The organism is Niastella soli, assembly GCF_017742245.1.
Lineage (GTDB): Bacteria > Bacteroidota > Bacteroidia > Chitinophagales > Chitinophagaceae > Niastella > Niastella soli.
Window position 1 is genome coordinate 1,550,888 of record NZ_JAGHKO010000001.1, and the last position, 21,586, is coordinate 1,572,473.

General features: G+C 43.2%; 25 protein-coding genes. 18 read left to right on the forward strand and 7 right to left on the reverse strand.

The window, feature by feature from the left end:
* Positions 1-25: 25 nt before the first annotated feature.
* From J7I42_RS06280 to J7I42_RS06340, 13 genes are all read left to right on the forward strand, one after another.
* Positions 26-619 carry a DUF3341 domain-containing protein gene (locus J7I42_RS06280; protein WP_209137916.1) on the forward strand — a complete coding sequence of 198 codons (594 nt, stop codon included), beginning with the start codon at positions 26-28 and terminating at the stop codon, positions 617-619.
* Positions 620-636: 17 nt separating this feature from the next.
* On the forward strand, positions 637-1,341 hold the full coding sequence (locus J7I42_RS06285) for a c-type cytochrome (RefSeq protein WP_209137917.1): 705 nt from the start codon (positions 637-639) through the stop codon (positions 1,339-1,341).
* 34 nt (positions 1,342-1,375) lie between these two features.
* Positions 1,376-2,602: a hypothetical protein gene (locus J7I42_RS06290; protein WP_209137918.1), complete on the forward strand. Its 1,227-nt coding sequence runs from the start codon at positions 1,376-1,378 to the stop codon at positions 2,600-2,602.
* A 74-nt stretch (positions 2,603-2,676) separates the two neighbouring features.
* Complete coding sequence (locus J7I42_RS06295; RefSeq protein WP_209137919.1) at positions 2,677-3,795, forward strand: cytochrome c oxidase subunit II; 1,119 nt, start codon at positions 2,677-2,679, stop codon at positions 3,793-3,795.
* 47 nt (positions 3,796-3,842) lie between these two features.
* A complete protein-coding gene (locus tag J7I42_RS06300) occupies positions 3,843-5,648 on the forward strand; it encodes a cytochrome c oxidase subunit I (protein ID WP_209137920.1) in 1,806 nt (601 codons plus the stop codon).
* Positions 5,649-5,697: 49 nt separating this feature from the next.
* Positions 5,698-6,597, forward strand: a complete 900-nt coding sequence (gene cyoE, locus J7I42_RS06305; protein WP_209137921.1) for a heme o synthase — start codon at positions 5,698-5,700, stop codon at positions 6,595-6,597.
* A 23-nt stretch (positions 6,598-6,620) separates the two neighbouring features.
* Positions 6,621-7,190: a cytochrome c oxidase subunit 3 gene (locus J7I42_RS06310; protein WP_209137922.1), complete on the forward strand. Its 570-nt coding sequence runs from the start codon at positions 6,621-6,623 to the stop codon at positions 7,188-7,190.
* A gap of 30 nt (positions 7,191-7,220) precedes the next feature.
* The gene (locus J7I42_RS06315) at positions 7,221-7,895 is read left to right on the forward strand and encodes a cytochrome c oxidase subunit 3 (protein WP_209137923.1); all 675 of its coding nucleotides are present in this window, start codon (positions 7,221-7,223) and stop codon (positions 7,893-7,895) included.
* Positions 7,896-7,966: 71 nt separating this feature from the next.
* Positions 7,967-8,428: a cytochrome C oxidase subunit IV family protein gene (locus J7I42_RS06320; protein ID WP_209137924.1), complete on the forward strand. Its 462-nt coding sequence runs from the start codon at positions 7,967-7,969 to the stop codon at positions 8,426-8,428.
* A gap of 197 nt (positions 8,429-8,625) precedes the next feature.
* A complete protein-coding gene (locus J7I42_RS06325) occupies positions 8,626-9,438 on the forward strand; it encodes an SCO family protein (protein WP_209137925.1) in 813 nt (270 codons plus the stop codon).
* Positions 9,439-9,442: 4 nt separating this feature from the next.
* Entirely contained in the window at positions 9,443-10,024 is a 582-nt protein-coding gene (locus J7I42_RS06330) for a DUF420 domain-containing protein (RefSeq protein WP_209137926.1), read from the forward strand.
* A 9-nt stretch (positions 10,025-10,033) separates the two neighbouring features.
* Positions 10,034-10,507, forward strand: coding sequence for a hypothetical protein (locus J7I42_RS06335; protein WP_209137927.1), 474 nt, complete (start codon positions 10,034-10,036; stop codon positions 10,505-10,507).
* 122 nt (positions 10,508-10,629) lie between these two features.
* Positions 10,630-11,643 (forward strand): zinc-binding alcohol dehydrogenase family protein, encoded by a 1,014-nt coding sequence (locus J7I42_RS06340; RefSeq protein WP_209137928.1) that lies wholly within the window; start codon positions 10,630-10,632, stop codon positions 11,641-11,643.
* Between the two features lie 115 nt (positions 11,644-11,758).
* Here J7I42_RS06340 and J7I42_RS06345 read toward each other — a convergent pair whose 3' ends face one another.
* From J7I42_RS06345 to trmB, 3 genes are read right to left on the reverse strand one after another with little or no spacing between them, the layout of a single operon-like run.
* Positions 11,759-12,157: an MGMT family protein gene (locus tag J7I42_RS06345; RefSeq protein WP_209137929.1), complete on the reverse strand. Its 399-nt coding sequence runs from the start codon at positions 12,155-12,157 to the stop codon at positions 11,759-11,761.
* Positions 12,132-12,341: a DUF5522 domain-containing protein gene (locus tag J7I42_RS06350; protein WP_209137930.1), complete on the reverse strand. Its 210-nt coding sequence runs from the start codon at positions 12,339-12,341 to the stop codon at positions 12,132-12,134. The genes J7I42_RS06345 and J7I42_RS06350 overlap by 26 nt, the downstream gene beginning before the upstream one ends.
* Positions 12,313-13,023, reverse strand: a complete 711-nt coding sequence (gene trmB / locus J7I42_RS06355) for a tRNA (guanosine(46)-N7)-methyltransferase TrmB (RefSeq protein ID WP_209137931.1) — start codon at positions 13,021-13,023, stop codon at positions 12,313-12,315. The genes J7I42_RS06350 and trmB overlap by 29 nt, the downstream gene beginning before the upstream one ends.
* 67 nt (positions 13,024-13,090) lie before the next feature.
* Here trmB and J7I42_RS06360 point away from each other — a divergent pair, with 67 nt between their 5' ends.
* The 3 genes from J7I42_RS06360 (at position 13,091) to J7I42_RS06370 (ending at position 15,231) form a co-directional block, all read left to right on the forward strand.
* Complete coding sequence (locus J7I42_RS06360; protein WP_209137932.1) at positions 13,091-13,528, forward strand: hypothetical protein; 438 nt, start codon at positions 13,091-13,093, stop codon at positions 13,526-13,528.
* 735 nt (positions 13,529-14,263) lie between these two features.
* A complete protein-coding gene (locus tag J7I42_RS06365) occupies positions 14,264-14,734 on the forward strand; it encodes an Lrp/AsnC ligand binding domain-containing protein (protein WP_205508249.1) in 471 nt (156 codons plus the stop codon).
* Between the two features lie 89 nt (positions 14,735-14,823).
* A complete protein-coding gene (locus tag J7I42_RS06370; RefSeq protein WP_209137933.1) occupies positions 14,824-15,231 on the forward strand; it encodes a hypothetical protein in 408 nt (135 codons plus the stop codon).
* Positions 15,232-15,282: 51 nt separating this feature from the next.
* On the opposite strand, the gene J7I42_RS06375 is transcribed toward J7I42_RS06370, so the two are convergent.
* The 3 genes from J7I42_RS06375 to J7I42_RS06385 form a co-directional block, all read right to left on the reverse strand.
* Positions 15,283-16,380, reverse strand: a complete 1,098-nt coding sequence (locus J7I42_RS06375; protein WP_209137934.1) for an ABC transporter permease — start codon at positions 16,378-16,380, stop codon at positions 15,283-15,285.
* 101 nt (positions 16,381-16,481) lie between these two features.
* Positions 16,482-17,633: a glycosyltransferase gene (locus tag J7I42_RS06380; protein ID WP_209137935.1), complete on the reverse strand. Its 1,152-nt coding sequence runs from the start codon at positions 17,631-17,633 to the stop codon at positions 16,482-16,484.
* Between the two features lie 22 nt (positions 17,634-17,655).
* Positions 17,656-18,510, reverse strand: a complete 855-nt coding sequence (locus tag J7I42_RS06385; RefSeq protein WP_209137936.1) for an alpha/beta fold hydrolase — start codon at positions 18,508-18,510, stop codon at positions 17,656-17,658.
* Between the two features lie 170 nt (positions 18,511-18,680).
* Between J7I42_RS06385 and J7I42_RS06390 the strand changes: the two genes are divergently transcribed.
* Both J7I42_RS06390 and J7I42_RS06395 read left to right on the forward strand, forming a co-directional pair.
* Positions 18,681-19,121, forward strand: coding sequence for a MarR family winged helix-turn-helix transcriptional regulator (locus J7I42_RS06390; RefSeq protein ID WP_209137937.1), 441 nt, complete (start codon positions 18,681-18,683; stop codon positions 19,119-19,121).
* Between the two features lie 177 nt (positions 19,122-19,298).
* Positions 19,299-21,089, forward strand: coding sequence for an acyl-CoA dehydrogenase family protein (locus J7I42_RS06395; RefSeq protein ID WP_209137938.1), 1,791 nt, complete (start codon positions 19,299-19,301; stop codon positions 21,087-21,089).
* A gap of 55 nt (positions 21,090-21,144) precedes the next feature.
* Here the strand turns inward: J7I42_RS06395 and J7I42_RS06400 are convergent, their stop codons facing one another.
* Positions 21,145-21,360, reverse strand: a complete 216-nt coding sequence (locus tag J7I42_RS06400; protein WP_209137939.1) for a hypothetical protein — start codon at positions 21,358-21,360, stop codon at positions 21,145-21,147.
* Positions 21,361-21,586 lie beyond the last annotated feature (226 nt).

Below are 21,586 nucleotides of genomic sequence, written 5' to 3' on the forward strand. Positions count from 1 at the left end.
AAGTCAGAATTTTTAAAATCATTATATGGCTGTTAAAAAATTTGTTGTTGGGGTTTTTACTGAGGAGGAACCGTTGTTTGAAGCCGTTAAGAAAGTACGTAAAGCAGGTTATAAACTGCATGAGGTATACACTCCCATGCCTATTCACGGCTTAGATCAAGCCATGGGTTTGCGTGATACCAGCATACATACAGCCGGATTTTTGTATGCTATATTTGGTACAACCAGCATGTTGTCTTTCATGACCTGGTGTTTAACTACAGATTGGCCATGGAACATTGGTGGTAAACCGCACTTTGCATTACCAGCCTGGATACCTATCACCTTCGAGTTCACTGTATTGTGTGCATGCGTGGGCATGGTATTAACCTTTTGCTACCTGTGTCAGTTGGCACCTTTTGTAAAGAAACACCACTTTAACCTGCGTTCAACTGATGATCAGTTTACGATGGTTATTGAGTGTACTTCTAAGACAAATGAAGCTGAATTAAGTTCATTCCTGGGTGGCGTTGGTGCTACTGGAATAAATGTTCAGGTTGCCGAAACCGGCTGGTGGTTAGGTAGATATGATAAAGAGCAAAAATTGTTTGAAGGTCAAAGCGAAACTGTATCCGCATAATATCTGAATACTTTAAGATGAAAAAATTATCAATTGTTTCTGTTTTAGTGCTGGCTGTGGTAGCATGGAGTTGCAACGAAGACGTACGTAGAACTCCTGGTCACGTATATATGCCTGATATGGCTTATAGCCGTGCAATTGAAACATATGCACCCATTGATACACTCGCAAAACAGGGTATTCACTATAACCGCCTGCCGGTTGCCGGAACTATTAAACGCGGTGAATTACTGCCTTTCCCCCTGGCAAAAGATAAAACTGGTGATACTGCCAATTATGTGCAGTCAACCCATATAGCAAATCCGTTGCCTGCATTAGATGCGGTGCAAATGAAAGAGGCAGAACGCCTGTATCTCGTAAACTGTGGTATTTGCCATGGTACTGCGCTGGATGGCAATGGCCCTTTGTATAAAGGTGGTGAAGGTCCATTCTCTGCAGCACCTGCAAATTTGGCAACCGGGCCTAAATATGTAACCATGCCTGATGGACAGATGTTTTATTCTGTTACCTACGGTAAAGGTCAAATGGGTAGCTATGCTTCTCAGTTGAGCACTACACAACGCTGGATGGTGATTCATTACATCAAATCCAAGCAGGGTGGTGGCAAACAAGCAGCAGCAGTAGCTCCTGCAACTGATTCAGCAGCAGCAAAACCAGCCGCCGCTGGCGCAGCTACTGCAGCCAAAAAACCAGCTGCTGATACAACAGCTAAGAAAAAATAACTGACACGAACACAGAACATATAAATTACTGATAATGGCTATTAAAGAATTTTTCGACATCCCCGCACGGTACAAGAAATGGTCAATGGCATTGATGGGAGTCGGCGTTTTATCTGTTATCGTCGGTTTTATATTATATGGAACCGGTGAAGAACATGGCAAAAGATTTTGGGCTACCATGTTGCAGAACAGTACTTATTTTTTGCTGATCGCCAACGCAGCAATGTTTTTCGTCTGCGCCACTACCCTGGCCATGGGAGGTTTTCAGATGGCGTTCCGCCGTGTATCAGAAGCCATTTCTGTTGCTGTAATTCCTTTAGGTATCATTGCGCTTGTCGTTTTAATAGCCCTTTGTGTAGTTGATCCGGAAATGTACGAATGGTTACATCCTGGTAATGATAAGCTCCTGCTTGGTAAAAAAGGGTTCCTGAACAGCGGATTTTATATCATCTGGACCATCCTGACCATTGGTCTGTGGATCGTTCTGGGTGCTAAAATGCGTAAGTTATCACATGAGCTGGATAATAACCCATTACCTGATGTAGAAGCCGGTCGTAAGTATATCTTCAAAAACTCTGTTTGGGCTTCTATCTTCATCGTTTGGTTTGGTTTAACTGCCATGTCAGTTACTCCATGGTTGTGGTTGATGAGTTTGGATGCACACTGGTTCAGCACCATGTATAGCTGGTACACTTTCGCCAGTACATTCGTTGCCGGCCTGGCGCTCATCACTATTTTTGTGGTGTATATGAAAAACCAGGGCTACCTGGAGTACACCAGCGAAGAGCACATTCATGACCTGGGTAAGTTCATGTTTGCCTTCTCTATCTTCTGGACATACTTATGGTTTGCACAATACATGCTGATCTGGTATGCAAACATTCCTGAAGAAACTATTTATTTCAAATCACGTGTAACTACCAATCATAGTAAAGGTGCATACACTGGTCTGTACTGGTTTATGTTCTGTATCAACTTCATTGCACCAATCTTGATATTAATGCGCCGCGGTTCCAAAAGGAATTATACCACGGTTACATTTATGGCAATTGTGATCATTTTCGGTCACTGGCTGGATTTCAATCAAATGGTATTTGCGAGCAAGTTCCCAGAGCATGTAGAACTGAACCTGTTTGATTTTGGTGTGGCAGCCGGATTTGTTGGTTTGATCATGTATTCAACCGGCAGAGCAATGGCGAAGTACCCACTGCTTGCGAAAAACCATCCGTTAATAAAAGAAAGTATTATCCATCATACCTAATAGTGTTCATTCAGGTGTGATACTTAATAAATCAGCGAACTTTGTTTCGATAGTATAAAAATTATTGAAAGATCATGACAACTACCGGATTATTTTTGTTAGCCATCCTGGCGCTTGGGTTTCTGATAACATTTCAGATAGCCAAGGCGAGTGAGTATGTATCCGTTTTAAAGGGAGAAAAAAAGTCTTTCGAGCAAAATAACAGGATCAACGGATTCCTGATGGTAGTGTTCCTTGTTTTGGGACTTGTAGGCGTGTATTTCTGCAATGAGGCATTATATCCCAAAACGTTGATGGTTCACCCATCAGCTTCTGACCATGGTGAGAACATTGATACCATGTTGAAGATCACCTTGCTTATTACGGGCATTGTGTTTTTCATTACCCAGATCTTATTATTCTGGTTTGCCTATAAATACCAGTACAACGACAAAAGAAGAGCATTCTATTATCCTCATAACAACAAACTCGAAGTTTTGTGGACAACTGTTCCCGCCATCACTTTGTGTTTGCTGGTTGGTTTCGGTTTGTATTACTGGTTTAAAATTACCGGTGAAGCACCCGAAAATTCTATGAGGATCGAGATCACTGGCCGTCAGTTCAACTGGATCTATCGCTACCCAGGTAAAGACAATACCTTCGGAAAGAAATATTTCCGCATGATCGATGATGAAAATGGCAACATGCTTGGTATGCTCTGGAAAGATTCTACCATGAAAACACCAAATGGTGTTCAGAGTCTGAAGGCTGATCCTACCGGCTATGATGATATCATTGAAACAACGGCAATGTACCTGGTAAAAGATAAACCAGTAAAGTTGATCATCAACTCCCGTGATGTTATTCACGACGTTGGTTTACCACACTTCCGCATGAAAATGGATGCTGTGCCTGGCACACCCACTACTATGTGGTTTACGCCAAAGTACACTACTGAAGAGATGAAGAAGATCACTAATAATCCCAATTTTGAATATGAGATTTCCTGTGACCAAATGTGCGGTAACAGTCACTATTCAATGAAAGGACTTATTAAAGTGGTAACTGAACAGGAATATAAATTCTGGTTAGCACAGCAAAAGCCTTCTTACAAGCCTGCTGAAGCTGCGCCTGCTGCGTCACCCGCACCGGTAGCTGACACAGCAAAAACTGCTGCTGCTGGTACACCAAATACGGTATTGGCTGCTAAATAAAACCAGAGACTTTAAACAGAATTATTACGACCTCAAAACAAGATACAATGAGCCACGGTCACGCAGAAGTTTTAACATCGCATGAAGTGCATCACGATGAGCATGGCGCGCATCATCACCAACAGTCGTTTATATCAAAATACGTATTCAGCCAGGATCACAAGATCATTGCGAAGCAATTCCTGATCACTGGTATGATATGGGCCATTATTGGTGGTTTGATGTCAGTGTTGTTCCGCTTGCAGTTAGGTTACCCCGATCAAACTTTCCCCTGGTTGGAAGATATTCTGGGTAATTGGGCAAAAGGCGGTAAAATTACCCCTGAGAACTATTATGCATTGGTAACCATGCACGGTACCATTCTGGTATTCTTCGTGTTAACCGGTGGTTTAAGTGGAACTTTCGCCAACTTCCTCATTCCTTTACAGGTTGGGGCACGCGATATGGCTTCTCCAATGATGAACATGTTGTCATACTGGTTCTTCTTTGGCGGTAGCATTGTGATGTTATCTTCTCTGTTCATTCAAACTGGTCCTTTCAGCGGTGGCTGGACAGCTTACCCACCATTGAGTGCCCTGGGTGATGCGTCGCCTGGTTCTAAAACCGGTATGGACCTGTGGATCACGGCTATGGCCATGTTCGTAGTATCGTCTTTATTAGGTGGTTTGAACTACGTATCTACTGTATTGAACCTGCGTACCAAAGGTATGAGCATGACCCGTTTGCCTTTGACCATCTGGGCCCTGTTCTTCACCGCGGTATTAGGTATCTTATCTTTCCCTGTATTATTATCAGGTTTCATCCTGTTGCTGTTCGATCGTCACGGCGGCACCAGCTTCTACCTGTCAGATATTTTTATTGCTGGAAAATCAGCATTGCCAAACGAGGGTGGTAGCGCTATCCTGTACCAGCACTTGTTCTGGTTCCTGGGTCACCCCGAGGTATACATCATTCTGTTGCCTGCGATGGGTATGGCGTCTGAGATCCTCTCAGTTAATTCACGCAAACCAATCTTTGGTTATATGGCCATGGTGGGATCGCTGTTCGCAATCACCATCCTCGCCTTCCTGGTTTGGGCGCACCACATGTTCGTAACTGGTTTGAACCCGTTCTTAGGTTCAGTATTCGTACTGTTAACCCTGTTGATCGCCGTTCCTTCGGCCATCAAAGTGTTCAACTGGTTAACTACCATTTGGAAAGCAAATATCAAATTTACTCCCGGTATGGTGTTCGCCTTAGGTTTTGTGAGCCTGTTCATCTCTGGTGGTTTAACTGGTATCTTCCTGGGTAACTCTACACTGGATATTCACCTGCATGATACTTATTTCGTAATTGCGCACTTCCACATTGTAATGGGTGTGTCTGCTTTCTTTGGTATGTTCGCCGGTATTTACCACTGGTTCCCCAAAATGTATGGCCGTTATATGAACAATACACTGGCTTACATTCACTTCTGGGTAACCCTGGTTGGCGCTTACCTCATCTTCTGGCCAATGCACTACGAAGGTTTGGCTGGTATGCCCCGCCGTTACCTGGATTACAGCAACTGGTCATCATTCAACCAGTTCGGTGACCTGAACAAGTTCATCTCAACTGTAGCTATCATTGTATTCGCTACACAGCTTTTGTTCGTGTTCAACTTCTTCTACTCTATATTTAAAGGTAGAAAAGTAACTACACTGAACCCATGGGGCGCAACTACCCTGGAATGGACTACACCTATCAATCCAGGCCATGGTAACTGGGATGGTGAAATTCCTGAAGTTCATCGCTGGGCTTATGATTACAGCAAGGATGGGCATGATTTCATTCCTCAAACTGAGCCAATCGGTGCGAATGAATCTAAACACTAATTGAGTGTATGAAGTGGGCAACCACGTTTAAAAAATATTTCTTAAACTGATGGAGCAAGTAACCGTGAAGCAACAGAGTTCTTTAAATATCGCCGGTAAGGTCAGGGATTATATGATGCTGATTAAGTTCAGCCTCAGCTTCATGGTTGTGTTTAGTGCTGTTATCAGTTACCTGCTGGCGCCAAAGGTTGTTGAATACGACTGGCTTCACATTATCCTGTTGTTTATAGGTGGCTTGCTGGTGACCGGCAGTGCCAATACTGTAAACCAGATAGTGGAAAAGGATACAGACGCCATGATGGCCCGTACTGCCAAACGGCCGGTAGCTTCCGGAAGAATGCAGCCGGCAGAGGCATGGACATTTGCCATCATTGCCGTAACGGCAGGTTTATTCATCCTGGGGTACTTCTTTAACTGGTTATCAGCCGGGCTGGCCCTGTTCAGCTGGTTTGTATATGCTTACATGTACACTCCATTAAAAAAAGTAAGCGCCGTATCGGTACTGTTAGGTGCCGTACCGGGAGCATTGCCCTGCTTAATTGGCTGGGCAGCAGGTCAGGATGAATTAAGCGTTGGCGGTTGGGTGCTTTTCGCAATCCAGTTTTTCTGGCAATTCCCACATTTCTGGGCCATTGCCTGGATAGCGCACAAGGACTATTCCAATGCCGGGTTTAAGTTGATGCCTTCCGTGGAAGGACCAACCAAGTATTCAGCGATACAATCGATCATTTACTCATTGGTTTTGATTCCCGTAGGTACATTGCCGTACCTGGTTGGGATGAGTGGCATGACGAGTTTCTGGATCGTATTGCTGGCAAACCTGTTTATGCTGTGGCAAAGTGTAAGGCTCTATCGTGAAATGGAAAAGAAAGCAGCGCGACGGGTAATGTTCACCAGCTATATTTATTTGCCTATAGTATTATTGGCTCTACTGGCCGATAAATTATAAAAGATAAAAACTTTAAAACCGTGATGGCAGAAGCAGTGAGTACGCAAAGAAAAAAAATACATCCCCACAAGTTCACCTTGTGGATAGGCATAGGCAGCATCATTATGATGTTTGCCGGCTTAACCAGTGCCTATATTGTAAAAGGCAGCCTGCCGGGTTTTAGCTCGGTAACCTTGCCACAGATCTTTTATTATTCAACTGCAGTGATGTTGATCAGCAGTTTTACCATGCAATGGGCGCTGAAATCGTTTAAAGAGCGCGGTATGCAACAATATCGCCGCTTATTAACGGTTACCATGATACTGGGTATCACCTTCATTGTAATGCAGATCACCGGCTTTTCGCATTTGTGGAAAGCAGGCACCCAGCTGAAGGGTACATCAGGCGCAGGACAGTTCTTATACGTTATATTCGGATTGCACGCGGTGCACGTGTTAGGTGGCATCATTGCATTGATAGTGATGTTTATTAAAGCATTCAGCGCGCGCATCAGGAATTATAATTCAGTACCGGTAGAGGTGATGAGCACCTACTGGCATTTTGTAGACCTGTTATGGGTTTATTTGTTTGTGTTCTTTTTGTTTAAATCATAATTGCAGAACTACTAATATTAAAATAGTAACATGGCACAAGTAGCAACGGCTAATCAAGGCATGTGGTCAGGAGGAAAGAGCCCATTTAAAGTGGAGTATGGCAAGTTAATGATGTGGTATTTCTTAATGAGTGATGCTTTTACTTTTGGCGCATTCTTGATTTCGTACGGAACCATCCGGTTTTCAACTAACTCATGGCCCGACCCCAATCACGTGTTCAGGTCTTTTCCGATCTATGGCGAAATGCATATTCCGCTGGCGTTCGTGAGCTTGATGACTTTCATCCTGATCATGAGTTCTGTAACCATGGTACTGGCCGTAGGCGCTGGTCATGAAATGAACAGAAAAGAAGTATTGAAATGGTTAGGCTGGACTATCGTGGGTGGTATCGCTTTCTTAAGCTGCCAGGCCTGGGAGTGGACACATCTGTATCACGAAGGCGCCTGGTGGGGTCATAACCCATTCCTTAATGTAGACGGCACTCAGGCTTCTACCAACTTTACCAACTTCTTCTTCACCATCACTGGTTTCCACGGCTTCCACGTATTGTCTGGTGTTGTGATCAACATTATCATGTTCATCATGACCTGGAGAGGTGTATTCGACAGAAGAGGCCACTACCTGATGATCGAAAAAGCTGGTTTGTACTGGCACTTCGTTGACCTGGTATGGGTATTCGTATTCACTTGTTTTTATCTGTTCTAGTAGGTTGATTAAATTCAACTACTGATATTTCAACATAGGCAGTTAATTGATTTATATATAATATTGCGATTATGGAAAATGCACATGTAGCAGCAGTACCTCACGCACACGCAACTGACGAGGCACATACTTTCGACAGAAAAGCCATCTGGAGAACCTTCCGGATCCTTTTATACATCACAGTATTCGAATTGCTTCTGGCTATCGGATATTATGAAATTGAATTTTCGAACCCACACCTGGTAAAACATTTACTGAATGGTGTATTCGTTGTACTCACACTGGCTAAGGCCTTCTTCATCATTGCTGAATTCATGCACTTACGTCATGAGATCAGGAATATGATCCTTACCATATCTATTCCGGCCTTATTGTTCATCTGGTTTATTACCGCTTTCCTGTGGGATGGTAATTCTTATAAGAACCTGCGTAATACCTACGACAGACATTATAAGGATCATGCAGCTGAAAAAGTAGAGCATAAAGAACCCGCTAAAGCTGGTGAAGCTGAAGAGCCCGGTAAAATACATTAATCGACTTTACTGCTAAATGTGATATAAAAAAGAACCATCGCTGCTTAGCGGTGGTTCTTTTTTTATGGCAGAAGCGGTTAATGAACAAGCAGTTATGAAAATCTGTCCCATAGGAAATACATAAATGTGTTTTATTCAAATAAAATGCTGCATGGCAACGTGCCTTGCGGTAACTTTGCGCAGCAAAAGAAAAACCCGTGAGTCAGAAAGCATTATTAGCCCTGTGTATTGCCGTTTTTTTACCGGTTATCAGCTACTTTATTGTAAAGGGAGTAAGCCGTGATGCCATACATATGCCACCACATTACTATGCCGATGATGTTGTTGAGACCGTAAAGAATGGCAAACAGATTACCGATACCATCTGGCATCAGGTAGCCGATATTAAACTGAGAAATCAGCTGGGCGACTCTGTGTCGTTAAGCAGCTTACGTGGTAAAATCATTGTAGCTGATTACTTCTTCACCCACTGTCCTTCTATTTGTCCATTCCTTACTAAAAACATGAAAGGGCTGCAGGATGCCCTTAAAATGAAGGATGTTGCCAAAAGGGTAGACACCTCCTTTGTTCAATTTGTATCGTTCACTGTAGACCCCAAAAGGGATTCCGTAGAACAACTGAAAAAATACGCTGATCGTTTTGGCGTGAATCCCGATGTGTGGTGGATGCTTACCGGTCCTAAAAAGACCATCTATGATTTTGCGTTGAACGAAGTAAAACTCGGACTGCAGGATGGGGAAGGGGTTGACTCTAACTTTATACACACCCAAAAATTTGTGGTGATCGATAAAAAAGGCGTTGTACGTGGCTATTACGATGGACTGGATTCAACGGCCTTATCCAAACTGGCAGAGGACATAACCTTGCTGATGTTGGAAAAAGATAGAAACGAACCTTCACCAGTATTGGCCCAGCTCATAAGCATTTGGCCAATTTATATTGCGGTGATCATTGCCGTTGTGCTGTTTGTATGGATCACCCGCCGACCAGCTAAAGAACCCAAATTTTAATAGTATGCTACCTCCTGTACTGGCAAAAAATGATAAAAAAGCCCACTGGCTTATTCTTGTATTTTCCTTCATAGTATTTGCAGCGGTTACGGCATTAAGCCGCATAAAGCTCGATGTAGACCTCGGCTTTGATGTACATATTTTTGCCCAGCTCAATGCAATTATCAATTCAGTTGTAAGCTTATTGCTGCTGGCCGGGTTAGCAGTTGTAAAACAAGGCAAATACGAGCTGCACAAAAAGATCATGATAACAGCATTGATCTTATCAGTGATCTTCCTGGTATCCTACATCTGCCATCATTTATTTGCCGGCGAAACCAGGTTTGGCGATCTAAACCACGATGGTCAAATGAGTGAACAGGAAATTGCCCTGGCTGGTCCTAAAAGAATGCTGTATTTTATTATCCTTTCCACACATATTCCGCTCGCTGGGCTGGTACTGCCTTTTGTACTTTATACAGCTTACCGCGCGTTAATTGGTGAATATTCCAAACATAAAAAACTCGCCCGTTATACCTGGCCTGTTTGGTTATATGTTTCTGTAACCGGCGTAGTGGTATATTTAATGATCAGTCCATATTATTAATAGCTTTCCATGCAACAACCCAACGCATTTAAAGTATTGAGATTAGTACATACTGCATTATTGATAGGTATGGCCTTGTTCAACATTGTAGGCATTGTATTAGTACAACAAAACATTTCTCCTAAGGCCGATGAATCGTTTCAACGCACCTTTCAGGTTGTTTGCATACTGGTTTCAGGTGCTATGTTGATAGCAGGGTTCAATATTTTTAAAAAAAGAATGCTGGCTGCCCGTAATAATGCCGGACCGGGTGAGCAAAGGATGGACTTATATCGCGCTGCCTGTATCTTGTGGTGGGCAATGATAGAAGGGCCTGGTTTATTGGCGACAGTAGGGTATATCCTTACACACAATTATGCATTTTTTGCCCTGGCGCTGTTTCATTTATCATGCTTGTTTGTTTTCAGCCCACGCAAAGCGAATATTATAGTGTTGTTGAATCTAACGCCGGCTGAAATTGCCAAACTGGAAGGGAAGAAGTAGTTGACCAGTTAACCAGTTAACAAGTTGATAAGGTTGACAGTGTTGATAGGGTTGATAAGGGATACGTTTCCCGTTTCACGATTGCCATTGCCCATTGAAGCTTGACGAAAAGAATTCTACATATGAAGCAATTAGTGTGCATTACACCGGGGCAGCTTGAATATCAGGAAGGGCAGCAACCGGAGGTTAAAGAAGGTCAATCGTTACTTAAAATAAAACGTATAGGTATTTGCGGAACCGATCTGCATGCCTATGAAGGCACTCAGCCTTTTTTTAATTATCCACGCATATTAGGCCATGAATTGGCAGCTGAATATGTAGCTGGAGATGCGCCTGGTTTTAAAGCGGGTGAGTCTGTTACCATCATTCCCTATTTCAATTGTGGTAAATGTATTGCGTGCCGCAGTGGTAAACCCAATTGCTGCACCAGCATTCAGGTATGTGGTGTGCATGTAGATGGTGGTATGCGCGAATACCTGGTGGTGCCGTCTTATTCGTTGTTGCATGGCGAAGGGTTGAGCTTTGATGAACTGGCACTGGTAGAACCGTTGGCCATTGGTGCGCATGGCGTTCGTCGCGCAGGTGTTCAACCCGGTGAGTACGTACTGGTAATTGGCGCCGGACCAATAGGATTGGGTATTATGGAATTTGCCCGTATTGCCGGTGGTCATGTTATTGCAATGGACATCAATGAACAGCGTTTACAATTCTGCCGCGAAAAATTACAGGTTGCGCATACTATTAACGCTGCTACAGACAATGCAATGCAACGCCTGCAGGAGATCACGAATAACGACATGCCAACTGTTGTGATAGATGCTACTGGTAGTTTAAAGGCTATCAATAATGCATTTCAATATATGGCACATGGCGCCCGCTATGTGTTGGTTGGTTTGCAAAAGAATGAGATCAGCTTTTCACATCCCGAGTTTCATAAACGCGAAGCTACTTTGATGAGCAGTCGAAATGCGACCAGAGAAGATTTTGACCTGGTGATGCAAAGCATGAAAAAGAAACTGGTAAATCCTGCTACCTATATTACGCATCGCATAGCCTTCGATAAGGTAAAAGATGAATTTGCCAGCTGGCTGAAACCTGAGACGGGAGTTATTAAGGCTATGGTTGAGTTGGGATAAATGTTGGCATGTTAACACATTGACAGCCTGCCCCGACATGTTGGGGGAAAAGTAAATGCAAATAATTAGGGGCATCTCGGTAAATCGAGGTGCTTTTTTTTTCACCCACCAGTCACTAAATCAGTTCCGTTGACGGGTCCCAGAACCGGTTCTTGAAATCTACAATCGTATCTTTTTTAACGGTAATGCCTTCTTTTTTCAGCAGCTCCTCCATTTTTGAGGGTGGGTTAAAATGATGTTTACCGGTTAACATACCATTGCGGTTCACAACGCGATGAGCAGGTACTTTAGGCTTGGCAGAATGGGCGGCGTGCATGGCCCAGCCTACCATTCGCGCCGATAGTTTGGTACCTAAACAGGACGCAATAGCGCCGTAAGAAGTAACGCGTCCTTTGGGGATCTGGCGGGTTACTTCAAAAACGAGTTCAAAGAATGAGTCCTCTTTTTTGCCTGAAGGATTTACGGTGGCCAGTTTTTCCCTGGCGGATTTATTGTTTTTTTTGCGTGGTGCCATCTTGTTTATGTTGATTGAGCAACTGGCTTTTTCTGGGCTCCGGAACATTTACATAATCAAACGGACAATGCCGGCATCCGTTTCCACAACAATGACCCCTTTCGAGGTGATATTGTGCCGTAAGCACCATATACCCCTGTTCATTATAATAAAAATCAACTCCTTCTGTCAGATTCTTCTTCAAGCAATAAAATTTTTAATGCACTTTCTTTATCAGGTAAAGGAGTGGCCGGCAGCATGAATTGCAAATAATGCACTTTTTTGCTTTGCGCAATGTCGAGACCTTCGTAATGCGTTTTAATTTTTAGCACATCGCTCACTTCGCCGGCATAAACATCGTCAATGTCCTGAATCACTGGAAGATCGTATAGATCGATCACCCATTTGGTAAAGCGGTACAGGCTGGGTGAATCGGTTTTCAGGTTAATATAACCACCCGGCAGCATGATTTGTTGGTACAACCGCAAGAACTTGGGGTGGGTAAGTCTTTTACGGGCCTTGGAAGTCCTTAATTGGGGATCAGGGAACGTAAGCCAGATTTCCGACACTTCACCAGGGGCGAAATAAGTGCCGATACGATCGATCTGAGTGCGTAGGAAGCCTACATTGGTCAGGTTTTCCTGCAGGGCCTTTTTGGCGCCTACCCAAATGCGGTTCCCCTTCACATCAACCCCCAGAAAGTTCCGGTCGGGAAATAACCGGCCTAACCCCACGGCATATTCCCCTTTGCCGCAAGCCAGTTCGAGCGTAATGGGGTTATCGTTGTGAAAAAAGTTATTCCAGGTACCCGCGGTATTTTCGGGGTATTGCAGCACATTAGGAAATGTGAGCACTTCAGCGAAGCGTTGTAATTTTTTTTGGCCCATGAAGCGGCAAAAATAGGCGAAAGGAAGGAAAACTATGGAATCAGCGGCTCAATCCATCTTATCACCAATGAAGACATTCCAATTTAGAAATCATCTTGTAACCGCCGTCGCATGGGTGATCCTGGCGGGCTGCCAGTTCTTTCAGGGTTCCAACTTATCCTATATACGGGAAGTTACAAAAGTTGACATTCCCGGTCATATCACAACGATCTCAGAATTTGACAATGGGGAATGGATCGCCGGAGGCAAATACCTGATAAAAGAGGAATACATAAAAGCATTTCTGGCTGAAAACTCTTTTCATCCTGTAGATGAACAGTATCGATCTCTTTTCAACACCATTAGTAAAGAAGATCACATTCCATTATCTGACTTGTTACACCTAAAATATATTAGTAACTGCCAGGGAGCTAATTCCTGGGTATTCACTATAAATGAAAAAAGTGGAGAGCTTTGGGTGGAAGTTCAATATCCAGATTTTGGCGGATTAGGTCCATGCGAATAAGAGCTATCAAATCAAAATCCTGTCGCTGTAAGGCCGCTATAAGGTGGGCGATAAAATGGGTGTTTTGAAAGCGTTTTTTTGAAATTTCCCTTGCAGATATGCATAGTAGCCGTGATTATTTAATCTACTAAATTTCTCAATTATGGCCAAAACGATAAATTGTTTAGGCTGGGTGGTGGGCTGAAGCCCTGCAAATTGAGATCACAACAAAGGGTCGTAGCTAAAAACAAAAATGCCGCCAATATACTGATAGCCAATATAATGACGGCATTCGGAGCTGTAGAGGGAGGATTCGAACCTCCACGGGGCAGTTAGCCATGGTGCAAATCTGTGGTGGTCAACCCCAGTCGACCAATTGCTTGATCGGCATTACACCACGTTTATCCCGAACTCCCCACCCTCGAGACAAGAGGGCATGTCTGCCAAGTTCCATCACTCCACAAGATAAAAACGTGTAAAAAGCTGCTGTAGGAGGAGGATTCGAACCTCCACGGGGTTGTTAGCCACGCCCGAAAGCGTAATTTTTCCTTTGTCCCCACCCTCGAGACGAGAGGGCATGTCTGCCAAAGTTCCATCACCCCACAGTATATTTTCTATGCTTAAAGAACTATTACAACACAAAATTAAAGAAATAGGCAGTATCGTTGTAAATTTTTCAAGAGAAATTTGGAAAGTTTCGATATTGTATAAATATTTGCACTATTGCTTGAATTTTGTAAAAAAACGATTGCAAAAATGGCAGCTAAATTGAATTTGGATAAACTTGACCTGCAGATAATCCACGAGATGATGGATAATGCAGAAATTTCCTATGCAGATCTGGGTAAGAAGCTATTCGTTTCCGGAGGTACAATTCATGTACGTATAAAAAAACTACAGGAAGCAGGTATTGTCAAAGGTACAAAATTAAATGTGGACCTAAAAGCGCTCGGATATGACGTCATTGCATTTATTGGCATATATCTTGAGAAAAGCTCCCTGTACGATTCAGTAGCTAAAGAACTGCAGCGCATCCCCGAAATCGTACGCCTGAACTATACCACTGGTAATTACAGCATGTTTGCCGAGATAGTTTGCAAAGATATTAACCAATTACGGTTTGTATTGCACGATGAATTACAGAAGATAAAGGGAATTGAGCGCACTGAAACGTTTATTTCGCTGGAGGAAAGTTTTAGCCGTAATGTGCAGGTTTTTACTCAGTAAAAACTTTCGGTATTGCAAATATGCAGAACCAGTTGTTTTTTTCGTTTTAGAAATATAATTTTCCATAAATTCTTTATCTCTTACCTATTATGAAAAAAATAATCCTTGGGTTGGCCGTACTATTGGTATTTGCAGTTTCTGAAAGTTGTAAAAAGAAAAAAGATGGTAATGAAGGTGGTTGTGGCGAACAGGCAATAAAAGTAGCAACCATGCCTGCCATCAATACAGTTGATCCTCCGGCCCCCGGAACCAGTTTTCCCTTAATTGTGAATATTGAAACTATGCCACCTTCCGGCGCTACTGTTATAGTAAGTGCCAAAGCAGAATCTGGAGGAGCGCCTTATTTTACTGAAACCCGCGATAACGCGTTAGCTTCAAATAGTTTTACCATCAATAATACGCCTACTGGTGTTAGTTGTATTGTTACAGTCACTGTAACTTCAAAAACCTGCAACACCAACACCTGGTCTGGCTCTTATAGATATACGGCTAAATAACAATAATTATAAATTGAATGCCTGCCCGGCGAAAGCTCAGGGCAGGCTTTTTTATTCTTTTACCTGCAGTGCATCGCGTAAACCATTGCCCAGCATATTAAAAGCCAGTACCAGTAACATAATGGCAAAACCAGGCGCCAATGCCAGCATGGGATTGTGGGTAATTATAAAGTTGTAGTTTTCTTTGATCATTAAACCCCAGCTTGGTTGCGGCGGTTGAACACCCACTCCCAAAAAGCTTAGTCCGGCTTCAATTACTATTGCCGAGGCAAAATTGGAGGCCGCTACTACCATCACCGGTCCCAGTACATTGGGCAGCACATGCCGTAAAACAATGCGCGTATGTGAATAACCCAATGCTTTGGCTGCTTCTACATACTCCAGCTCTCGCACGCTTAATACCTGACCGCGGATAATACGGGCCACACTCACCCACATGGTTAAACCAATAGCTATAAAAACCTGCCAGAAGCCTTTGCCCAGTATCAGTGTAATGGCAAAAACAAGTAACAGGGTAGGGATGCTCCAGATCACATTGATGAACCACATAATTATTTCGTCAGTACGGCCTCTGAAATAACCTGCCATTGCACCCAGCAATACACCAATGCTTAAAGAAATAAGTACGGTAACCAGGCCTACACCCAGGCTTACGCGAACGCCTACCAGCAGGCGACTCAAAATATCGCGGCCATACTTATCGGTACCCAGGCGGAACTTTTTGGTAATGACCTTAAATTCGCCTTCGGTCGATCCTTCCTGCCAACGGGTTTGGGAAATTGGCAGCGCCATTCTTTCTGTTAAGCCTTCATCTATGTATTTCTGAAAAATTAAACTATCGCCAATTTGCTGATAACTGGTAATTGGAATGTATTGGTATTTATCTTCATCGCCAGAAAAAAGGCGGTCGAAAAAAGACGTAGATTGTATTTTTCTTCCCCGGGGCAATTGCAGGAACTGCTGGGAATACCCAGGCCGCTGACCACCAATTTCTACCACCATCCTGTTGGCATTGGGTGAACCATCCGGTGCTAACCAATATGCAAATACAGCTACCAGTATGGCCAATGCAATGATGGCGATACCAATAAGTGCTCCTTTGTTTTTTTTAAGTCGCCGCCAGGTTGTTCTAGTGGTGGCTGTGGCCATATAGTTACAGGTTACAAGTTACAGGTTACAGGTTACAGGGTGCCTTGAAATTGACAACCTTACCTGATCTTTTTGAAAAGAATTTGCTATAAAAATTATATCTACTTCTTAATTCGTCTGCCCTTCCATTCGTAATGCCCAAATTTTCCCAACCAGCCAGCAATGATGGTATAACCAATATGCAGGGGTTGTAGAAAAGGAAAGTACTTCATTAACTTTTGTTGGCCAAAAAAGATGGCTACGGAATTTACAAATGGAAATTCTATCAATACTTTGGCAAGTAATAATAGAAGTACCATCAGCATCCAGGTATTGTTCCAGAACGAGGCAACAGCGCCTGCCAGGAAACATACATTCAACAGGTACACCAATAACAATACCCAGAAGATACGTTTGTCGTCATAGCTATCGGCCTTACTGGCCCAGCGAATACGCTGGTTAAAAAATTGTTTCCAATTGGCAGCAGGCTCTGTTGTAACAATGGCCCAGCGGTTCTTCAGGTAAAATACCTTATTGGGATATTGTTTAAATATTTTATGCATCAACAGCATATCATCACCTGAGGCAATGGAATCGATGTTATTAAACCCATCCACTTCATAAAATGCTGATCTTTCATAAGCCAGGTTAGCGCCATTGCACATGGAGTGGAACCGTTTATAAACCGATGCGGCGGTAATGCCTTGCAGGGTCAGAAAATCCAGGGTTTGAAAAACAGATAATAAAGTCGATTGATTATAAAAAGTAACGGGTGCAGCTATGAATTTGGCATCGTTGGCTTCATAGAATGCGGCGATGGATTGCAACCAGCGGGTGTTGAACCGGCAATCGGCGTCTGTAGTTACTATCAATTGTCCGGCGGCTGCGTTAATACCGGTTTCAATGGCCTTCTTTTTATAAGAACCTATTGAACTTCTTTCTTCCACATAATCTTTTAACGCCAATGCTTTTACCTGTAGTCCATCATAATTCAGCTCCTGTAATAATGACCAGGTGTTGTCGGTTGAATGGTCGTCGATGATAATTACTTCATAAAGGTGTTTGGGATATTGCTGGTCATGCAACGATTGTAAGAGGGTGGGAATATTTTGTTCTTCATTACGGGCGGCAATAATAACCGAGATAAATACGGAAGCCTGTTTTTCGGGTAATACAAATTCCGGCAACTGGTTCCAGGCATTGTGATAATAATTTATCAGCACTGCATAAACCACCATAAACAGAAAGAACAGGAAAAAGAAAAGTGCCATCATTCAATTGGATTTGGAAAATATTTTACGATTCTATTAATTGTATTATCTCATTCACTTGTTTTTCCTGTAATACCTGGTGGCCTGTCTGAATTATATGCAACGTACAGAAAGATTCAATACCCTTTCGAAATATTTCTCCCCGTTCGTGCCGGATTATGCGGTCATATTTACCATATAATAATCGAATGGGCAGTGCATGTGCTCGAATTAGCTTTTTTATGGATGTTAAATTGGGTCTTATGGCGCGCATGCATGTCCAGCGTTCGTATAATAACCTGCGTACGGTGGTATCATTTATATAATAACGGGTGAATTTTAAAATACTTTGGTTGATCAGTTTTAATTTACTGCCTGTCTGCAACAGATAGAAGAACCAGCCCGGATGTTTCATAGTGAAGGCGAACAGGCGGTTACCTATATAGGTTTGCGTGGCCAGCCAGTACCAGAAATTTACTTTCAAGCCGTCTGGTGCCAGCAGCACCGTTTTTTCAATTTTGGTTGAAAGCGATTGTAATAATTGTAAGGCAACCCGGCCACCCATGCTATAGCCCAATAAAGTTATTCGTTGTGTACCATCGCAATGTTTCAAATGTAGTGCCTGTACTATAGCTATCAGGTCGGCAACAGAAAACTGCAAGCCTTCATTCCATTCTGTTTTACCATGAAACGGAAAGTCGATGGCAATGAGTGTGTAGTCCGCGCCAATGTATTTTCCCAGAAATTGAAATGATTCGGCGGATTCGCCATAGCCGTGCAAACAAAGGATCAATTTTTGCCCGGTCCCAAACCAGCAATAATGCACTTGTGATGACCGGTATGGAAGAAAAGCAGTTTGCATGATGCGGAAATTCGCTACAAGGTAAGTATTAAGCTGCATACCCGATTTTGGACAGATCGTTTGTTCAAAAAGGATATGGCAAAGGACAAACAACCCTTCCCTTTTATCGCCAACAGCCAGTGAAATTACACCCTAACAAAAATTTGCAAGCTAAAACTTGTTGAAATGAAGGGAAAATGCTAGATTTGGTTAGTTGTATAAACAACTATATGACAAACAACCAATTCAAGAGAGGCGAATTATACAGTTTTATCACTGGAAAGGCATCCACAGCCATTGCCCGGCGGCTGCAGAAGAAATTCAATTCAGCGAATTTGAATTTAACCATTGAGCAATGGAGCGTATTGTACCATTTGTGGAAACAGGATGGTATCAGTCAGCAGGAATTATGCAACGCATCATACCGTGATAAACCCAGCATTACCCGGTTGGTAGACAACCTGGAAAAATTACAGTTGGTAAAACGGGTTTCATCCGAGTCGGACCGTAGAATGAACCTGATCTATTTAACCAAGCAGGCCCACAAGCTGCAAGAGCAAACCATGGAACTGGCCAATGAGACCCTGAATGAAGCACTGGAAGGCGTGTCGCCCGATAACATTGAGTTGTGTCGCGAGGTTTTGCAGATCGTGTATGATAATTTGAAGTAAGTTGACGCAAGGGAAAATGGGTTTTCATCGAACGCAGTGAGATGCCCTGGTTTTATTTCACGTTTCACGATTTCGCGAGCCCGAATTTCGCAAGCCCATTGCCGATTGCCGTTTCACGACTGGCGACTCAAAAGAACAGTATACAACATCATATACCCAACATAAACATTCTTACATATGAGCACCACCACACAACAAAACATGCTCAAAGGCGGGGAATGGCTAATAAAGGAAAGTTCCCCCTTTGATACCTTCATTCCGGAAGATTTTACCGAAGAACAGCAAATGGTAAAGGACATGTGCGCCTCGTTCCTTGATGCGGAAGTTTTACCTATTCTCGAACGGATCGATAAACTGGAACCGGGGCTAATGCCATCACTGGTTACCAAAGCCGGTGAGCAGGGATTGCTGGGAGCTTCCATTCCTGAACAGTATGGTGGGTTGGGGAAAGATTTTATTACCTCCAACCTGGTAGGTGAAGGACTGGGTGGTGGTTTTTCATTTTCAGTGGCTGTATCGGCCCACATGGGTATCGGAACGCTTCCGATCCTTTATTTTGGCACCGACAAACAAAAAGAGAAATATATTCCCAAGCTGGCTACCGGCGAATGGAAGGGCGCTTATGGCCTTACAGAACCTAATAGCGGCAGTGACGCATTAGGTGCCAAAACTACGGCTACCTTAAGTGCCGATGGAAAACATTACCTGTTAAACGGCCAGAAATGCTGGATCACCAATGGTGGTTTTGCTGATGTATACACCGTTTTCGCAAAAATAGATGGCGACAAGTTTTCAGCCTTTATTGTAGAAAGAGGTTTTGAAGGGTTTACACAAGGTGCTGAAGAACATAAAATGGGGATCAAAGGCTCTTCTACCGTTCAGTTGTTTTTCCAGGACTGTAAAGTACCGGTTGAAAACTTGCTTGGTGAAATTGGCAGAGGTCACGTTATAGCTTTTAATATCCTGAACATAGGCCGCTTGAAATTATGCGCGGCTGCACTGGGCGGTGCCAAACGGGCCACTACCACTACCATTCAATATGCCAATACCCGCGAACAGTTTAAAACACCGATCGCAACATTTGGTGCTATTAAAAATAAACTGGCCGAAATGGCTATTTATATGTGGGTGACCGAAAGCGCTCTGTACCGTTCCGCCAAATGGATCGATGATAAGGAACATGAGTTGATGGCCGCCGGTAAGTCGTTTAGCGAATCAGTACTGGGTGGAGCAGAGGAGTATGCGATCGAGTGCGCCATCTTAAAAGTATTTGGCAGTGAAATGCTGGATTTTATAGTGGATGAAGGCGTACAGATACATGGGGGGAATGGTTACAGCGATGAATATGTTATTTCCAAAGCCTATCGCGATAGCCGCATTAACCGCATTTATGAAGGCACCAATGAGATTAATCGCCTGTTAACGGTTGATGTGGTATTGAAACGCGCCATGAAAGGCCGTTTGGACCTGATGACATCGGCCATGAATGTGCAAAAGGAATTGATGAGCATTCCTGACTTTGGCAGCAGTGATGAGGAAGCATTTGCCAAAGAGAAAAAACTGATCGCCAATTTTAAAAAGGCCATTCTGTTAACAGCCGGTGCGGCAGTGCAAAAACTGATGATGAAGATCGAGCAGGAGCAGGAAATACTGATGCACATTGCGGATATGGCTGTTGCCACATTTGCCGCCGAAAGCGCCCTGTTACGGGCTATGAAGCTGGTTGACCGCAAAGGCGAAGCCGCAGCTTCTTATGAGCTGGATATTACAAGAACTTATTTATACGACGCCGCCGACCTCATTAACAAACATGGCAAAGATGCCATTAATGCATTTGCCGATGGCGACGAACAACGGATGATGTTATTGGGATTAAAACGCTTTACCAAAACAGAACCTTTTAATAGCAAAGAAGCCAAACGCCGCATTGCAGCGAAGCTGATTGCCGATAACAGGTATCCATTATAAACTTTTTATATCAGGACGGTAATTCACAGCCCTTTTGTAACGCAAAAGGGCTTTTTTATTGCACTTGTTCTCCTTCTTCACTTTCCCCCTCCTCATCTTGTTTAAATGCAGCACGGGCCAGCAATAAAAAGCCGGCTGCGGCATGAAGAATAAAACAGGAATGTGAGACTTTATCATTGTAACCTGTACTGGTGAGCATAATGGTCATGGATGCTATTACAGCCAGAAAACAAACTACTAATAAGCTATTGACAAAGGGTACGATACGCATACGGTTAGGGTTTTGAAGCACGAAATTCAGTTTGAATATAATATCTGACTTGCAATTATTCTAACTTTTGGCAAAAATCAATTGGGTTTTGCTCAAATTCTAGGGGTTTGCACCTGTGAGATCGCAATTTCCCAATCTAAAATGTAACAGGTACCTGCTCAGGCACAAGGTTTTGCGAAAGCTGACCGGTATTTTACTCTCTCACTGTTTTTCGGTTATTTTTGTC

Bases quoted from the DNA above. Each gene is read 5' to 3' on its own strand.
- J7I42_RS06280 (WP_209137916.1), top strand. From the start codon at position 26: ATGGCTGTTAAAAAATTTGTTGTTGGGGTTTTTACTGAGGAGGAACCG.
- J7I42_RS06285 (WP_209137917.1), top strand. From the start codon at position 637: ATGAAAAAATTATCAATTGTTTCTGTTTTAGTGCTGGCTGTGGTAGCA.
- J7I42_RS06290 (WP_209137918.1), top strand. From the start codon at position 1,376: ATGGCTATTAAAGAATTTTTCGACATCCCCGCACGGTACAAGAAATGG.
- J7I42_RS06295 (WP_209137919.1), top strand. From the start codon at position 2,677: ATGACAACTACCGGATTATTTTTGTTAGCCATCCTGGCGCTTGGGTTT.
- J7I42_RS06300 (WP_209137920.1), top strand. From the start codon at position 3,843: ATGAGCCACGGTCACGCAGAAGTTTTAACATCGCATGAAGTGCATCAC.
- cyoE (WP_209137921.1), top strand. From the start codon at position 5,698: ATGGAGCAAGTAACCGTGAAGCAACAGAGTTCTTTAAATATCGCCGGT.
- J7I42_RS06310 (WP_209137922.1), top strand. From the start codon at position 6,621: ATGGCAGAAGCAGTGAGTACGCAAAGAAAAAAAATACATCCCCACAAG.
- J7I42_RS06315 (WP_209137923.1), top strand. From the start codon at position 7,221: ATGGCACAAGTAGCAACGGCTAATCAAGGCATGTGGTCAGGAGGAAAG.
- J7I42_RS06320 (WP_209137924.1), top strand. From the start codon at position 7,967: ATGGAAAATGCACATGTAGCAGCAGTACCTCACGCACACGCAACTGAC.
- J7I42_RS06330 (WP_209137926.1), top strand. From the start codon at position 9,443: ATGCTACCTCCTGTACTGGCAAAAAATGATAAAAAAGCCCACTGGCTT.
- J7I42_RS06335 (WP_209137927.1), top strand. From the start codon at position 10,034: ATGCAACAACCCAACGCATTTAAAGTATTGAGATTAGTACATACTGCA.
- J7I42_RS06340 (WP_209137928.1), top strand. From the start codon at position 10,630: ATGAAGCAATTAGTGTGCATTACACCGGGGCAGCTTGAATATCAGGAA.
- J7I42_RS06345 (WP_209137929.1), bottom strand. From the start codon at position 12,157: ATGGCACCACGCAAAAAAAACAATAAATCCGCCAGGGAAAAACTGGCC.
- trmB (WP_209137931.1), bottom strand. From the start codon at position 13,023: ATGGGCCAAAAAAAATTACAACGCTTCGCTGAAGTGCTCACATTTCCT.
- J7I42_RS06360 (WP_209137932.1), top strand. From the start codon at position 13,091: ATGAAGACATTCCAATTTAGAAATCATCTTGTAACCGCCGTCGCATGG.
- J7I42_RS06365 (WP_205508249.1), top strand. From the start codon at position 14,264: ATGGCAGCTAAATTGAATTTGGATAAACTTGACCTGCAGATAATCCAC.
- J7I42_RS06370 (WP_209137933.1), top strand. From the start codon at position 14,824: ATGAAAAAAATAATCCTTGGGTTGGCCGTACTATTGGTATTTGCAGTT.
- J7I42_RS06375 (WP_209137934.1), bottom strand. From the start codon at position 16,380: ATGGCCACAGCCACCACTAGAACAACCTGGCGGCGACTTAAAAAAAAC.
- J7I42_RS06380 (WP_209137935.1), bottom strand. From the start codon at position 17,633: ATGATGGCACTTTTCTTTTTCCTGTTCTTTCTGTTTATGGTGGTTTAT.
- J7I42_RS06385 (WP_209137936.1), bottom strand. From the start codon at position 18,510: ATGCAGCTTAATACTTACCTTGTAGCGAATTTCCGCATCATGCAAACT.
- J7I42_RS06390 (WP_209137937.1), top strand. From the start codon at position 18,681: ATGACAAACAACCAATTCAAGAGAGGCGAATTATACAGTTTTATCACT.
- J7I42_RS06395 (WP_209137938.1), top strand. From the start codon at position 19,299: ATGAGCACCACCACACAACAAAACATGCTCAAAGGCGGGGAATGGCTA.
- J7I42_RS06400 (WP_209137939.1), bottom strand. From the start codon at position 21,360: ATGCGTATCGTACCCTTTGTCAATAGCTTATTAGTAGTTTGTTTTCTG.